Genomic DNA, 16478 nt, shown 5'->3' with positions numbered 1-16478 from the left:
TAAGATTATTCTTCCATTCCTTCTTCTCCTTCTTCGTCGTAATATTGGAACAAGAAGTTATTATAAGGAAAACGCTTGGTATGAATGTTTTTTACTTCTTCATAAATCGTTTTACGTAACTCTTCTAAATTATCTTTCTCAGTTGCTGAAATAAATAATGTAGGATGATCCGTTTTTGCCATCCACGTACGTTTCCAATCTTCTAACGAATAGTTTTCGAATGTTTTCTCTGTTAAATCGTCTTCGTCTTTTTTCACATAAGAGAAATTGTCAATCTTATTAAAAACCATTACGGTCGGTTTTTCCTTCGATTCGATTTCTGTTAAAATTTGATTAACCGAATTGACATGATCTTCGAAACTCGCATGCGAAATATCCACTACATGAACCAATAAATCTGCTTCACGAACCTCATCTAAAGTCGATTTAAATGACTCAACCAATTGTGTTGGTAGCTTACGGATAAATCCAACGGTATCCGTTAATAAGAAAGGTAAGTTTCCGATTACTACTTTACGTACCGTTGTATCTAGTGTCGCGAATAATTTATTCTCTGCAAATACTTCAGATTTCGATAAGACATTCATCAAAGTTGATTTTCCAACATTCGTATATCCTACTAAAGCCACACGCACCAATTGACCACGATTCTTACGTTGCGTCGCCATTTGTTTATCAATTCCTTTTAATTTCTCTTTTAATAAAGTGATTCGGTCTCGAATAATACGTCTATCCGTTTCGATCTCCGTTTCCCCAGGACCACGCATACCAATTCCCCCTCGTTGACGCTCTAAGTGCGTCCACATACGTGTTAATCGAGGCAATAAATATTGGTATTGTGCTAACTCGACTTGCGTACGAGCATATGACGTTTGCGCTCTCTGCGCGAAAATATCTAAAATTAATTGTGTACGGTCGATGATTTTACGATTCACCACTTTCTCAATATTTTTTAACTGAGAAGGTGTTAATTCATCATCAAAAATTACAGTATCTATATCATATTCTTCGACAAATGCTGCAATTTCATCTAATTTTCCGCTTCCCACAAAGAATTTTGAATCGGGACGATCCATTTTTTGTGTAAAACGTTCTCCAACTGTCGCTCCTGCTGTATAAGCTAAGAACTCCAATTCATCCATATATTCAGTCAGTTTCTCTTCCGATTGTTCACGCGTGATTAATCCGACTAAAATGACCTTTTCGTAATTTGCTTCTTTCTTTTCTAACATCTAAAAAAATAGATTTCTAAAATATTTTACAAAGTAAAAGTTTTCTACTTAATTCACCTAATATCACCAATTATTATACCTAAAAATAAAAAAACTTTCTTTTATCAATTTTACGCTTTAGGTTTATATTTAATAATTATACTAAATGAAAAAAACTTTACTATCGATTTTATCTGTCGCATTATTTTCAATTGTTGGTAATGCTCAATCTCAAAACACGATAATCTCTTTTGAAGAAAATGAAGGCTATACATTAGGAAATCTGTTGGGGCAAAACGATTGGAGTGCCTATGGATACATTATCGATGACTATGCGAATGTGATCAACCATAGTGCATCAGTGGGAATTCAAGCGGTAGAAGTAGAATCGAATGAAGATTTCCAAGGAAATTGGGGTGGATTAATCTATAATTTACCACAATCCAATCAATTCATTGTTTCTGCAGATGTGAAATTATCGGGAGATTATGGTTCAGATTACGATTTATTGTCATTGTATTCATTTATGAACGGTGAATACGAGTATATCAGTGGATTCTATTTTGTTTACGATGGTGAAACATCCTTTGGAAGCGAAGTTAATGCTACATCACCATTCTATTGGGAAGCGGATACTTGGTACAATTTAAAATCAGACATCAACTTTACGACTCGCGAAATAAAATTGTACGTGAATAATTCTTTAGTCAATACCCTTCAAATTCCTGCAGGGATTAATTCAATTGATGAAACGAATTTTGAATTTGATAATTATGGAACAGGATTTATTTTAGATAACCTTCAAGTTTCTAACTTATCCAATTTAGGAGTAGCAGATTATTCTTCATCCAACTTTACCGTTTTCCCTAATCCAACAACAGACTTTATAAATGTAAATACATCTGAGAAGATTCAAACCGTAGAAATTTTAGATTTTACGGGTCAATCGATCGCAACACATAAAGGTTTAAAACAAATCGATGTCCAACATTTAAATAAAGGAATTTACTTATTAAAAGTAACTACGGATAAGCGTTCAACTATTGAAAAATTTATTAAAAATTAATATTTTTCTATCAAACACGAAAAATACAGGATTAATATCTAAATCAAAAGCTAAAACATGATTATTTACAAAATTTATAAAATAATTAATCAAAAATAGCCATGGTTTAAAATATCCTTTCTAATTTTGTAAGCACAAATAAAGAAAATGTTTTTAACACAAACTCATCATATCCATCATCATCATTGCTACCATCAGGCGGCCTGATATGTTGTATTCTGTGTTGAACTAAAATATAATATAAAAACCGTCTGAGTAAATCAGTCGGTTTTTTTGTTTATTAACTTTTCACTTTCCGCTTTTTTACTCAGACTTCATCAATAAAATATAAAATGAGTAAATTAAAAATTGCCATTCAGAAAAGCGGAAGATTAAGTGAAAAATCCTTAGAACTATTAAAAGATTGTGGGATTAAGATTTCTGCCAGTGGTCGAAAATTAAGAACCGAATCCTCTAACTTTCCAATCGAAGTTTTATTCTTACGCGATGACGATATTCCACAATACGTGGAACAAGGGGTTGCCGATATCGGAATCTTAGGCGAAAACGAAGTGTGGGAAAAAAATAAAGACATCAACATCGTTCGTCAATTAGGTTTTGCAGGATGCAAATTATGTTTAGCGATTCCAAAAGACGAAGTTTATACGGATTTATCGTACTTCGAAAACAAAAAAATCGCGACTTCTTATCCTCGTATTTTAGGCAATTTCTTTCAAGAGAAAGGAATGAACGTAAAGATTGAAGAAATTGGAGGAAGTGTAGAAATTGCACCAAGCATCGGTTTAGCAAACGCCATTTTCGATATTGTTTCTACAGGTTCTACCTTACTAACAAACGGTCTAAAACAAGTCGAAACAGTAGTAGAATCTCAAGCTGTTTTAATTTCGAACAAAAATTTAGACGCTGAAAAACAAGCCATCGTTGATCGCTTATTATTCAGAATTGAAGCGGTTAAACAATCTTCAGAAAATAAATACATCTTATTAAATGCGCCTAACGACAAGTTAGACGAAATTATCGCGGTTCTACCTGGTATCAAATCACCTACCATTTTGCCGTTAGCGCAAGAAGGTTGGTCATCAATCCACACGGTGATAAAAGAAGATACTTTCTGGGACATCATCGAGCAATTAAAAGCCGCTGGTGCCGAAGGAATTTTAGTATTAGAAATTGAGAAAATGATTTTATAGTGTTGATGTGCTTAAGTTGTAAAGTTCTTAAGGAGTTATTTATATAAAGAAAAATACTTATCATCCTTAAAAACTTATAAACTGAAACACTTTATAACATAAAAACTTATAATAGATGCAAACCTATATAAACCCACAACTTTCAGATTGGTCAGACTTGACTTCTCGACCAACGAAAGAAGCACAAGATTTACAAAAAATCGTTTTAGATGTTTTTGGAAAAATTCAAACGCAAAAAGATCAAGCCTTAATTGACTTTACCGAACAATTCGATAAAGTTCGATTAACTTCCTTAGAAGTTTCAATTGAAGAAATAGAAGAAGCCAAAGCTTTAATTTCGGACGATTTAAAACAAGCGATTCAATTAGCTGCTTCAAATATTGAGAAATTTCACGCGGTACAACGTGAGGAAGTAAAAGTCATTGAAACCACAAAAGGCGTGAATTGTTGGAGAGAGTCTCGCGGAATTGAGAATGTAGGAATCTACATTCCAGGAGGAACAGCTCCATTATTTTCAACAACATTAATGTTAGGAATTCCTGCAAAATTAGCGGGTTGTCAGAACATTATTTTATGTACGCCTCCTAATCAGGAAGGTAAAATTCACCCTGCCATTTTATATACAGCGAATTTAATCGGAATCGAAAAAATCTACAAAATTGGAGGAATCCAAGCGATCGGCGCTTTAACGTTTGGAACAGAAACCATTCAGAAAGTCGATAAAATTTTTGGTCCAGGAAACCAATACGTAACAGCTGCGAAACAAGTGGCTCAAAACTTCGGAGTGGCGATTGATATGCCTGCCGGTCCAAGTGAAGTTTTAGTCATTGCAGACGAAACTTCGGTTCCAAAATATGTGGCTGCCGATTTATTATCTCAAGCGGAGCACGGAATCGATTCACAAGTAATTTTATTAACAACGAATGAGCAAACATTAAACGAAACCATTGAAGAAATCAATGCGCAATTAGAAGTTTTACCAAGAAAGGAATTAGCAGCTAAAGCATTAGAAAATTCAAGAGGAATTGTTTTAAATTCTATAGCAGAATGTGTGGCTTTCTCGAATATCTACGCACCGGAACACTTAATTTTTGCTTGCGAAACAGCAGAAGATTTTATTCCAAATATCATCAATGCCGGTTCTGTTTTCTTAGGAAACTATTCATGTGAATCGGCTGGAGATTATGCTTCAGGAACCAATCACACCTTACCAACAAATGGGTATGCGAAAAATTATTCGGGCGTTTCTTTAGACAGTTTCATCAAGAAAATTACGTTCCAAAAATTATCCGCAGAAGGTATTCAAAATATCGGTCCTGCAATCGAATTTATGGCAGAAGCCGAAGAATTATTTGCCCACAAAAATGCAGTTACCTTACGACTACAAGACTTGAAATAAGTTGGTAAGTGAGTAAGTTATTAAGTGTTAAGAATTGTGATTTAAATGACTGAAACACTTAAAAACTAAAACACTTGAACACTTAGTAACTAAAACACCTAACAACATAATCACTTAAAAACTGAAAATAAAATGTTAAACATAAATAACATCATTCGTCCTAACGTAAAAGCAATGAAAGCTTATTCATCTGCTCGTGACGAATTTCAAGATATCAATGACGATTTCGTTTTCTTAGATGCGAACGAAAATCCATTTAACAATGGTTTAAACCGTTACCCCGATCCTTTACAACGTAATGTAAAATCGATTTTAAGTGAAATTAAGAACTTCCCTGCCAATCAGATTGTTTTAGGAAACGGAAGCGACGAAGTTTTAGATTTAATTTTCCGTGCGTTTTGCGAACCCAATCAAGATAATGTCATTGCGATTTCTCCATCTTACGGAATGTACGGTGTTTTAGCAAATTTAAACGCGGTGGAATATCGTAAATCCTTATTAAATGAATCCGATTTTCAACCGAATATCGAAGACATTTTTTCGAAAGTGGATGAAAATACGAAGATGATTTTCTTGTGTTCGCCTAACAATCCAACAGGAGAAATTATTAAGAGAGAAGCGATTTTAGAAATTATCAATCGTTTCAATGGTTTAGTCATTATCGATGAAGCCTATATTGATTTTGCGACTGAACCATCTTGGATCGAAGAAATCAAAAATTATTCAAACGTAATTGTTACACAAACTTTATCAAAAGCGGTTGGTTTAGCCGGAATTCGTTTAGGAATTTTATATGCCTCTCAAGAAATTGTAGAGGTCTTAAATAAAATTAAGCCGCCTTATAATATCAATCAATTAACGCAATTAAAAGCGATTCAAATACTAAGCGATTACGATAAAGTGGTAGCTGCAACAAACACGATTATTCAACAAAAAGAAGTGTTAGAAAATGCCTTAACTGAAATTTCTTTTGTAGAGAAAATCTATCCAAGTGATGCGAACTTTATTTTAATTAAAGTTGATAATGCCAACGAGCGTTACGACCAATTAGTTGAAAAAGGAATCGTCATCCGTAACCGTAACAACGACGATTTATGTAAGAACTGTCTGAGAATTACTGTTGGAACGGAAGAAGAGAATGTGAAGTTGGTGGAAGTGCTTAAGGGGTTAAGTTAGTAAGGGATGAAGTGTTTATGTGGTTAAGTATACAAGTGATTATGTATTTGTTGTTTTACTTTATTAGATTTTCCAACATACAAACTGAACAACCTACTAACTTAAAAACTTACCAACTGTCCAACATAAAAACATTTTTCATAACTTAATATAGTAACCTTTAAACCAAATTATTATGGGCCTAGTTTATGATTTAAATTTATGGAAAGAAGCGCATCAACTTGTTTTAGAAGTATACAAAACAGTAGATAAATTTCCTAAATCAGAAGTATTTGCATTATCAAGTCAAATGAAACGATGTGCAATTTCTGTTCCTGCTAACATCGTTGAGGGATATAAAAAGCAAACGAAAGCTCATCAAATCCATTATTATAACATTTCGGATACATCTTTAGAAGAACTGAAGTATTACTTTTTACTTTCTAAAGATTTGAATTATATAACAGAAGAAGAATACAAAATATTGATGAGTAAAAGTGAAGAAGTAGGAAGAATGATTGCCGGTTATATAAAACATATCGACGCGAAATAACTTAAAAACTTCATCACCTAATCACTTACAAACAAACAAAAAATGAAAAAAATACTTTTTATAGACCGAGATGGAACGCTAATCCTAGAACCTGAAGACTACCAAGTAGACAGCTTTTCTAAATTAGAATTCTATCCAGAAGCCTTTACTTATTTAGGTAAAATTGCAAAAGAATTGGATTACGAATTAGCAATGGTAACCAACCAAGATGGTTTAGGAACACCGGCTAATCCAGAAGAATTATTCTGGCCGATTCAAAATTTCGTGGTAAAAGCATTCGAAAACGAAGGAGTAAAATTTGAAGATATTTATATCGATAAAACATTCGCACACGAAAATGCACCAACACGTAAACCTGGAACAGCTTTATTAATAAAATACATCAACAATCCAGAATACGACTTAACGAATTCTTTTGTGATTGGTGATCGTATTACCGATGTGAAATTAGCACAAAATCTAGGGGCAAAAGGAATTTTCATTGCGAATGATGAAGCTCTAGGAGCAGACGAAATCAAAGATAACGAAGGATTGAATGATGCCATTGCATTAAAAACAACTTCGTGGAAAGAAATTTACGAGTTCTTAAAATTACAAAATCGTACCGCTTCAATTGTTCGTAATACAAATGAAACAAAAATTAAAATCGACTTAAATTTAGACGGAACAGGAAAATCAGATATTTCTACGGGTTTACACTTTTTCGATCACATGTTAGATCAAATTGCGCGTCACGGGCAAATGGATTTAGTGATTAAAGTTGACGGAGATTTAGAAGTTGACGAACACCACACGATTGAAGATACAGCCATTGCTTTAGGTGAAGTTTTCGCACAAGCGTTAGGAAATAAATTAGGCATCGAACGTTATGGTTTCACTTTACCAATGGATGATTGTTTAGCGCAAGCGGCAATTGATTTTGGTGGAAGAAACTGGTTGGTTTGGGATGCAGAATTTAAACGTGAAATGATTGGTCAAATGCCAACAGAAATGTTCTATCACTTCTTCAAATCATTTACAGACGGCGCTAAAGCAAACTTAAACATCAAAGCGGAAGGAACAAACGAACACCACAAAATCGAAGCGATTTTTAAAGCATTTGCGAAAGCGATTAAAGTTGCGGTAAAACGTGATCCGGAAAAAATGATTTTACCATCGACGAAAGGAATGCTGTAATAGTTTGTAAGTTGTACAGTTATTAAGTTATTAAGTGATAAAGTTATTTTTAGATAAAAGACTTAAAATCTAACCATAAATTAACTTACAAACATAATCACCTACAAACGTAAACACTGATCAACATAAAAACTTAAACACTCAAATAAAATGATTGCAATAGTAAAATATAACGCAGGAAATGTAAAATCGGTTTACAATGCCGTAACTCGTTTGGGTTACGAAGCGGTAATTACAGACGATTTTGAAACCTTGCAAAATGCAGATAAAGTAATTTTTCCTGGTGTTGGAGAAGCGAGTTCTGCGATGACTTATTTAAAAGAAAAAGGGTTAGATGAAGTTATCAAAAACTTAAAACAACCCACTTTAGGAATTTGTTTAGGTCAGCAATTGATGTGTGCTTTTTCAGAAGAAGGAAACACGGATTGTTTAGGAATTTTTCCAATTCAAGTGAAATTATTTCCATCAACGGAAATTGTTCCACATATGGGATGGAATACCATTTACGATTTAAAAACATCTTTATACAACGGAATCGAAGAAAACTCGGACATTTATTATGTACACAGTTTTTATTGCGAACTTTCAGAATATACGATTGCGAAAACCAACTATATTCTAGAATATTCAGCTTCTTTAAATAAAGATAATTTTTACGCCACTCAATTTCACCCTGAAAAATCAGCAGGAATTGGAGAACAAATATTGAAGAATTTTTTGTCGTTATAAGTGATTAAGTTGTAAAGTTTTTAAGTGCTTAAGTTAATCTAATACGAACTTAACTACTCACAAACTTAATAACTTAAAAACATACAAACGTAAAAACTTTAACACTGAAAAAATAAAGAAATGAGAATCATCCCAGCAATTGATATTATCGACGGAAAATGCGTTCGATTATCTCAAGGCGATTACGATACAAAAAAAATATACAACGAAAATCCATTAGAAGTGGCAAAAGAATTCGAGGATTACGGAATCGAATACTTGCATTTAGTGGATTTAGATGGTGCAAAATCAAAGCAAATCATCAACTATAAAACATTAGAATTAATTGCATCGAAAACCAATTTAAAAGTGGATTTCGGCGGAGGAATTAAAGCGGATGATGATATTCGTATTGCATTTGAATGTGGTGCGAATCAAATTACAGGTGGAAGTATTGCCGTTCAAAATCCTACTTTATTTCAAGAATGGATTGCGCAATACGGAAGCGAAAAAATCATTTTAGGAGCCGATGCCAAAGATCGTAAAATTGCGACGCACGGTTGGTTAGAAACTTCTGAATTAGATGTGATTGATTTTATCCAAGAATATAAAGCTAAAGGAATTGATTATGTAATTTGTACAGACATCGCAAAAGATGGAATGTTACAAGGAACTTCCAACGAATTGTATGCAGAAATTTTAGCTGCTGCAGACGTGAAATTAATTGCTTCTGGTGGCGTTTCTTCAATTGATGATCTAATCAAAGTCAAAGAATTAGGCTGTGAAGGAGCGATTTTAGGAAAAGCGATTTACGAAGGAAGAATTAATCTTAAAGATCTAAGTCGTATGTTCTAAGTTCTAAGGTATTTATTTTGTAAATTATTAGGATAAAATCTTTTACCATGGGAACAAATTTTGAATCATTAGTTGTTTGGCAGAAATCTCACGAATTAACTTTGAAAATTTATGAGATTACCAAAGCTTTTCCAAAAGAAGAAATATTTGGAATTACAAGTCAAATTAGACGTGCTGCATATTCTATTCCTTCAAATATTGTGGAAGGGCGAAAGAAAAACACAAATGCGCATAAACTTAGTTTTCTGGGACATGCAATTGGATCTTTGGAAGAAGTAAAATATTTTTTATTACTATCTAAAGATCTAGGATACATCACCCAAACTATTTATGATGAAATTTTTCCGTTGACTGAAGAAATTGGAAGATTGTTAAACGGTTACGAGAAATTTATAAAAAACGACAACTTTGGCTCGAAGGCATAAGTCTTGAGTTCTAAGATGTTCAATTAATTATAATTAAAGTAGTTCATTTGCTAAGAAGTAATTTAAAACCTTACGTCTTAGAACTTAGAACTTAGAACTAATATGTTAAAAAAAAGAATCATCCCCTGTCTCGACATCAAAGATGGAAGAACAGTAAAAGGAGTTAATTTTATAGGATTACGCGATGCGGGAGATCCAGTGGAATTGGCAAAGAAATATGTAGAAGAAGGCGCTGACGAATTGGTGTTTTTGGATATTACAGCGACGATTGAAAAACGTAAAACTTTAGCTGAAATGGTTGAAAAAATTGCGGAGGCGATTAATATTCCATTTACAGTGGGTGGCGGAATCAATTCAGTAGAAGATGCTTCGGCTGTAATTCAAGCCGGTGCGGATAAAGTATCCGTAAATTCTTCGGCGGTAAAAAATCCTCAGTTGGTAGCTGATTTAGCTGCTCGTTTTGGTTCCCAATGTGTGGTGGTCGCAGTAGATACTCGCAACGTCAATGGAACGCAAAAAGTGTTTGTCAGCGGTGGAAAAATTGAAACCGAGTGGGAAACATTAGACTGGGTAAAGAAAGTAGAAGAATTAGGAGCTGGTGAAATTCTATTAACATCGATGGATGGTGATGGAACAAAAGCTGGTTTCAAAATTGATATTACGAAAGCGGTTGCTGATGCGGTAAATCTTCCGGTGATTGCTTCTGGTGGAGCAGGAAAAATGGAACATTTTACAGAAGTGTTTACCGAAACAAAAGCAAGTGGAGGATTAGCCGCAAGTATTTTTCACTTTGGTGAAATTCCGATTCCGACGCTAAAAAATTATTTAAAAGAACAAAACATTCCGATACGATGAAAATCGATTTCACAAAAAGTAACGACGGATTAGTTCCTGTTGTTATTCAAAATTACCTAAACAATCAAGTGTTGATGTTGGGATATATGAACGAAGAAGCTTTTGCTAAAACAGAAGAATTAGGAAAAGTAACTTTCTATTCGCGTTCTAAAAATAGATTATGGACCAAAGGGGAAGAATCAGGAAACTTTTTAGAAGTAAAGTCCATCGCGATTGATTGCGATAACGATACGATTTTAATCAAAGCTAAACCTAAGGGCCCTACTTGTCATACAGGTTCTACAACGTGTTTCAACGAAGTTTCGAATCGTGGATTTGTGTATGAGTTAGAACAAACGATTAACGATCGAATCGATTTAGCAGAAGATAAAGATTCGTATACCTATAAGTTATACAATAAAGGAATCAACAAAGTAGCGCAAAAAGTCGGTGAAGAAGCAGTTGAAGTTGTCATCGAAGCCAAAGATAACAACGACGATTTATTCTTAGGTGAAGCGGCCGATTTGATGTATCACTATTTGATTTTGCTGAAAGCAAAAGGATTTAAATTAGAAGACGTAGAAAACGTTTTAAAATCAAGAGAAAACGGTCCAAGAAGACCGGAATAAAAAAAAATCTCATCCGAAAAGATGAGATTTTTTTATGAAAATATATGAAACGGATTTTCCCATGTAATATCTATGGAAGCATAATGTGTGCTATGCGTAGCATTTTTTTCAATTAAATTATTCATATATCCTAAACTGATAGCCAACGGAGTGTTCTGTGGTCTAAAAGTATAAAACAAGGTAAAACGGGATTCTTTATATTTAAGACGACTCCATTCCTTGGATAAATTATGTTTACTCGTTGCAAACAAAATTTCTGCACCTCCTGTAATCGTATGATGATTTTCTGAATCAATCGGAACTGAAATTTGTGATTTTATACGAGAACGCAATTGTATAGGTTCATCTGTATTTTTCCAGTGATGATCGACAAATTTACGAGCTTCTTGTCGTGCCGTTTGTGTTAATTTGACCTTCCCTATTGAAGTAGAATACGCCACACGTCCATAAATTCTCATTTCATTTTGTGTCGATATGTTTTCGATATCATCATCCATCGAATATTCCATTTGTTTACGATAACTTAAGGCATAAGACACTTTCCAATGTTTATCCAGTTGGTGATAAAATTCTTGATTTATCACAATGATTGCTGGTTTTGATGTAATGTTGTAATTCTCTTCATCACTCTTTAAACCTAATCCGACATACGTCATTGATTCCATCTTTTCATTCAGATCTTGTTTCATTCCTAATGCAAACCAACTCGCACCATTGGTATCGCCCAAACCAGGAGGAGAAACTTGTGCATTGATGCAAATGGAAAAAAGAAGAAAACTTAAGAATGATAAATATTTCATGGTAGTCGTTTGAATATGATATGTCAAAAGTAAAATGCAAATCTGTAACGAAATAGGAATTCTTTACTTATTTGAATAAAAACTTCCTTTTTTTTCAAAACATATCCATTCAATTCATGTTGAAGAGGATTGAATTATAAATTCCCCAAATTCAATTTTAAATGATAATGATATTTAGCACCTTCACATAATTTTAATTTTAAAATTTAGAATTATTATAAATAAAACATTACTTTTGATATCAAATTAAAATTGGTCTAAATAATAATAGATAAGATAAACGCTAGATATGAAAAAGTTATTCATCACAGTTGCCGTATTAATCGCTTCATTTTTACAAGCGCAAACCAACACTTTAATGGATGCTGGTTTTTGGAAAAATAAACCATCTGTTGAAACTGTAAAAGCAGAAATTGGAAAAGGAAACAGTCCTTCGCAGCAAAATGCAGGATTTTTTGATCCTGTGGTGATAGCGATAAATAATAAAGCAGATTTTGATGTTTTAAAATTTTTAATTGAGCAAGAAGGTAATTCGGTAGATAAAAAAACACATCACTCAAGAATTTATTTGCAATGGGCTGCTGCTGCAGGTAATTTAGAATTAGTCAATTATTTATTAGCAAAAGGTTCTGATATTAATTATAAAGACAGCCATGGTGATGATGTGATTACATACGCAGCAAGTGCTGGAAACAAGAATTTAGCAGTTTATGATGCCTTAATTAAAGCAGGTGCTAATCCTAAAGTAAAAAACGAGGATGGTACAAACATAATTATGGAGTCTATCGCAAATGATACGGATTTAAAAATTGCAGAATACTTTGTTTCTAAAGGTGTTTCATTAACGGAGAAAGATAACTTCGGACGTACAGTAGCCGACTATTCTACGAAAGTTGGGAATTTAGAAATCTTAGATTTATTAGCTGCTAAAGGTGTAAAACCTACAGATCAAGCTTTATTCTTCGCAACGCAAGGCTCTAGAATGAAAGAAAATGGAGTTGAAGTTTTCAAAACTTTAGTTGAAAAATATAAATTAAATCCAAAAGCTTTAAACCCTCAAGGACAATCATTATTACACGCCTTATCTCGCCGAGGAAATTCAGAAATCATCAATTATGTAATTTCTAAAGGTGCTGATGCTAAAGTAGTAGATAAAGCAGGAAACACGGCTTTAATGGTGGCTGCTGCCGGAAAAAACACAGATTTAATCAATTTATTCTTATCAAAATCTAACAATATTAATGCTGTTAACTCGAATGGAGAATCGGCTTTGACAAAGGCAGTAGCATCTGGAACTCCTGAAATCGTAACTTTATTAATTGATAAAGGTGCAAAAACGGATATCAAGGATAAAGAAGGTAATAATTTAGCATCATATTGGTTCAATTCTTTCAAACCAAATGATGAAACATTTACACAAAAACAAGAAATATTAGCAAAGGCAAAGGTAGATTTTAAAGCCACTCAACAAAAAGGTTCGACATTATTGCATTTAGCTGTAGATAAAGGTGATAACGCTTTAGTAAAGAAAGCAATTGAATTAGGTGTAAATATTAATGCACAAGACGAAGACGGGAATACAGCTTTACATAAAGCAGCTCTAATTGCTAAAGATGATCAAATCTTAAAAACTTTAATTGGTGCAGGTACTCAAAAAAATTTAAAAACAGAATTTGAAGAAACAGCTTACGAATTAGCTGCTCAAAACGAATTCTTGAAGAAAAATAATGTATCGATTGACTTCTTAAAATAATACAGAAAATGAAATTTAACGTCATAAAAAAAATATTCAGCGTCGTAGTTATTCTAATGGCTACTGCCACTTTCGCTCAAACAACGAAGTATAAAACAATGATCCAGATGGAGAATTATACAGGTAAGGAAGCTTACATTGTAATTTCTTTGATTAATCCAAAAGGACAATACGAGAAAACGTTAGGAGTTTTAGGAAAAGATAATGAATGGTATAACACATTAAAAGAGTGGGATAAATTCAATAAAAAGAAAAAAGAAAAATTAAACGGAATTACAGGAGCTTCTGTGGCAGGTGGTGCAAGAGCAACACGTGTGATCGAATTTGATACAGCGAAATTAAATAAAGGGTATAAAATCCGTTTTGAATCTGCTGTTGAAACACAAAAGTACGTGGTAAAAGATGCTGAAATTGCATTAACATCTGCGGCATTAGACAATAAAGCAGGAATTAAAGGAACAGAATACATTAAAGCCGTACGTTTTATTAAAGTTCAGTAAAATGATCCTATCGATTTGGAGGTTTGCCCATTTGGCATTAGCCCTTATATCATCAGCTTTTCTTTTAATCCTTTCCACGACAGGAGTAATTTTAGCGGTTGATGCCATCAATGAGAAATCTCCGGCCTACAAAGTCGAAAATTTTGAAAATATTACACTCGCGCAGGTTCTTCCAACTTTGCGCGAGAATTATTTTGAAATTATCGAAATAAAAGTTGATCACAACGATTTTGTAACGATTGATGCGATGGACGAAGATGGGAATCCTATCCAATCGTACATCGATCCGAATACAGCAAAAAACATTGGAGAAATCGTTCCAAAAAGTGATTTCATCAATTGGACCACTGCCCTACACCGCTCATTATTTTTAAAAGAAACAGGACGCGCCATTGTTGGGGTCATTTCCTTCATCTTATTTTTAATTTCAGTGAGTGGATTAATCTTAGTGATTCAACGCCAAAACGGAATTTTAAACTTCTTCACGAAAGTCAATAAAGACTCATTTGCCCAATATTTTCATGTGGCAACCGGACGTTGGTTATTGATTCCTATTGTGATCATTGGATTAACAGGAACATTCATTTTCTTGGCACGATTAGAACCTTTAGTTGGTCAACCAACAGAAGTGGAACACCCCATCAAAGAAAATTTACCTGCCAAAGATTTAAGTGAAATAGAATTTTTCCAAAACACGAAATTAAGCAGTGTAGAAAGAATTGAATTTCCATTTATTCCCGATGATGAAGCAGAACCATTTATCGTTCATTTAAGAAAGAAAAATGTAACGATTAATCAAGTCAATGGAGAAATTATGGCTGAATCATTCCATCCATATTCTGCAGTTGTTGAGAAATTCAATATCGATTTACATACGGGTCGTACAAATATCATTTGGGCAGCAATTTTAGGAATCGCATCACTTAATATTTTATTCTTTATTTGGTCAGGATTTGCCATTACCTTAAAACGTACACGTACGAAAATCGGAAAAAATAAATTCAAAGCCAACGAAGCTGAAATTGTAGTTTTAGTGGGTTCTGAAAATGGTTCAACAGTTGGTTTTGCGAATAAAATTCATCAACAATTTTTAGCCAACGGAAAGAAATCATTTATGGTTCAAATGAATCAATATGAAACGTATCCTAATGCTGAACATATCGTGGTTTTTACTTCCACTTATGGAATTGGAGATGCGCCCGCTAATGCCAAGAAATTTGAAGAATTAATTGCTCAATATCCGCAATCACAAGATGTAAAATTCTCTGTCGTTGGATTTGGTTCAAGAGCTTACTCCGATTATTGTGGCTACGCGGTTAAAGTGGATCAATGGTTCGAAAAACAATCGTGGGCAACACGTTTATTGGATTTAAAAACCATCAACGATAAATCTCCAGAAGAGTTTACAAATTGGGTCATTGCATACAAAGAGGCTACGGATATTCCATTAGCGACAACGCCAGCCATGTATGTGGGTAAAGCTCCAAAATTAAAAGATTTAAAAGTAATTTCTTCGACACAAGTTACAAAAGAAGATGCAACTTTCACTGTTGTTTTAGATGCTAAACAGAAGTTTAAATCGGGCGATTTATTAGCCATTTATCCGGCGAATGATCATCGCGAACGTTTGTATTCAATTGGTAAAGTCGAGAACAAATTGCAGTTGATTGTGAAGTTACACAAATTGGGTTTAGGTTCTCAATATTTACACGACTTAAAAGCTGGTCAATCCATCAAAGCACGCGTCGTAAAAAACAAAGCGTTTCATTTTCCAAAACAAGCATCTAAAGTGATCATGATTGCAAATGGAACCGGAATTGCGCCATTTTTAGGAATGGTAGATGAGAATAAAAAGAAGGTCGAAACGCATTTATATACAGGTTTTAGATTTGATAATTCCATCACAAAAGGGTATCAACAATTTGCGAATGAACAGATCGAAAAGAATCAATTAAATCAATTTCACATTGCTTTTTCTCGTGAAGAAAATAAACAGTATGTGATGGATCTAGTTCGAAGAGATGCGAAATTCTTTGCAGATATATTACAACAAAATGGTGTCATCATGATTTGTGGTGCCTTAGCGATGCAACACGATATCGAAAAAGTATTGGAAGAAATTTGTCAAACCCATCTCAACCAATCATTCGATCATTTTAAATCAAACGGACAATTTTTAACGGATTGTTATTAGCAAAATATCCGTCTAATTTCTCGTCAATTG

General features: G+C 33.6%; 16 protein-coding genes. 14 read left to right on the top strand and 2 right to left on the bottom strand.

The annotated features are described in order from the left end of the window. Positions 1-5 precede the first annotated feature (5 nt). Positions 6-1232 (bottom strand): GTPase HflX, encoded by a 1227-nt coding sequence (hflX, locus tag AC1QSP_RS11450; RefSeq protein ID WP_484078806.1) that lies wholly within the window; start codon positions 1230-1232, stop codon positions 6-8. Positions 1233-1377: 145 nt separating this feature from the next. Between hflX and AC1QSP_RS11445 the strand changes: the two genes are divergently transcribed. The 11 genes from AC1QSP_RS11445 (at position 1378) to hisIE (ending at position 11201) form a co-directional block, all read left to right on the top strand. Continuing rightward, positions 1378-2277 carry a T9SS type A sorting domain-containing protein gene (locus tag AC1QSP_RS11445; protein ID WP_484078805.1) on the top strand — a complete coding sequence of 300 codons (900 nt, stop codon included), beginning with the start codon at positions 1378-1380 and terminating at the stop codon, positions 2275-2277. Positions 2278-2609: 332 nt separating this feature from the next. Then, on the top strand, positions 2610-3467 hold the full coding sequence (gene hisG, locus AC1QSP_RS11440; RefSeq protein ID WP_484078804.1) for an ATP phosphoribosyltransferase: 858 nt from the start codon (positions 2610-2612) through the stop codon (positions 3465-3467). Between the two features lie 115 nt (positions 3468-3582). Then, a complete protein-coding gene (gene hisD / locus AC1QSP_RS11435; RefSeq protein WP_484078803.1) occupies positions 3583-4866 on the top strand; it encodes a histidinol dehydrogenase in 1284 nt (427 codons plus the stop codon). A gap of 132 nt (positions 4867-4998) precedes the next feature. Further along, positions 4999-6042, top strand: a complete 1044-nt coding sequence (gene hisC / locus AC1QSP_RS11430) for a histidinol-phosphate transaminase (protein ID WP_484078802.1) — start codon at positions 4999-5001, stop codon at positions 6040-6042. A 175-nt stretch (positions 6043-6217) separates the two neighbouring features. Beyond that, a complete protein-coding gene (locus AC1QSP_RS11425) occupies positions 6218-6574 on the top strand; it encodes a four helix bundle protein (protein WP_484078801.1) in 357 nt (118 codons plus the stop codon). A 42-nt stretch (positions 6575-6616) separates the two neighbouring features. Beyond that, a complete protein-coding gene (gene hisB, locus AC1QSP_RS11420) occupies positions 6617-7750 on the top strand; it encodes a bifunctional histidinol-phosphatase/imidazoleglycerol-phosphate dehydratase HisB (RefSeq protein ID WP_484078800.1) in 1134 nt (377 codons plus the stop codon). Between the two features lie 150 nt (positions 7751-7900). Next, entirely contained in the window at positions 7901-8479 is a 579-nt protein-coding gene (gene hisH, locus AC1QSP_RS11415; RefSeq protein WP_484078799.1) for an imidazole glycerol phosphate synthase subunit HisH, read from the top strand. A 120-nt stretch (positions 8480-8599) separates the two neighbouring features. Beyond that, positions 8600-9313 carry a 1-(5-phosphoribosyl)-5-[(5-phosphoribosylamino)methylideneamino]imidazole-4-carboxamide isomerase gene (hisA, locus tag AC1QSP_RS11410; protein WP_484078798.1) on the top strand — a complete coding sequence of 238 codons (714 nt, stop codon included), beginning with the start codon at positions 8600-8602 and terminating at the stop codon, positions 9311-9313. Positions 9314-9360: 47 nt separating this feature from the next. Further along, the gene (locus tag AC1QSP_RS11405; protein ID WP_484078797.1) at positions 9361-9738 is read left to right on the top strand and encodes a four helix bundle protein; all 378 of its coding nucleotides are present in this window, start codon (positions 9361-9363) and stop codon (positions 9736-9738) included. A gap of 102 nt (positions 9739-9840) precedes the next feature. Further along, positions 9841-10593 carry an imidazole glycerol phosphate synthase subunit HisF gene (gene hisF, locus AC1QSP_RS11400; protein WP_484078796.1) on the top strand — a complete coding sequence of 251 codons (753 nt, stop codon included), beginning with the start codon at positions 9841-9843 and terminating at the stop codon, positions 10591-10593. Further along, the gene (hisIE, locus tag AC1QSP_RS11395) at positions 10590-11201 is read left to right on the top strand and encodes a bifunctional phosphoribosyl-AMP cyclohydrolase/phosphoribosyl-ATP diphosphatase HisIE (protein WP_484078795.1); all 612 of its coding nucleotides are present in this window, start codon (positions 10590-10592) and stop codon (positions 11199-11201) included. The genes hisF and hisIE overlap by 4 nt, the downstream gene beginning before the upstream one ends. 32 nt (positions 11202-11233) lie before the next feature. On the opposite strand, the gene AC1QSP_RS11390 is transcribed toward hisIE, so the two are convergent. Then, entirely contained in the window at positions 11234-12001 is a 768-nt protein-coding gene (locus AC1QSP_RS11390) for a DUF2490 domain-containing protein (protein WP_484078794.1), read from the bottom strand. A gap of 289 nt (positions 12002-12290) precedes the next feature. Between AC1QSP_RS11390 and AC1QSP_RS11385 the strand changes: the two genes are divergently transcribed. From AC1QSP_RS11385 to AC1QSP_RS11375, 3 genes are read left to right on the top strand one after another with little or no spacing between them, the layout of a single operon-like run. After that, positions 12291-13754: an ankyrin repeat domain-containing protein gene (locus tag AC1QSP_RS11385; protein ID WP_484078793.1), complete on the top strand. Its 1464-nt coding sequence runs from the start codon at positions 12291-12293 to the stop codon at positions 13752-13754. A gap of 56 nt (positions 13755-13810) precedes the next feature. After that, positions 13811-14254, top strand: a complete 444-nt coding sequence (locus tag AC1QSP_RS11380; protein ID WP_394369884.1) for a DUF2271 domain-containing protein — start codon at positions 13811-13813, stop codon at positions 14252-14254. A gap of 1 nt (position 14255) precedes the next feature. Next, positions 14256-16448 carry a PepSY domain-containing protein gene (locus AC1QSP_RS11375; protein WP_484078792.1) on the top strand — a complete coding sequence of 731 codons (2193 nt, stop codon included), beginning with the start codon at positions 14256-14258 and terminating at the stop codon, positions 16446-16448. Positions 16449-16478 lie beyond the last annotated feature (30 nt).

The organism is Faecalibacter sp., assembly GCF_057177045.1.
This window is presented reverse-complemented; position numbering and strand designations above follow the sequence as displayed.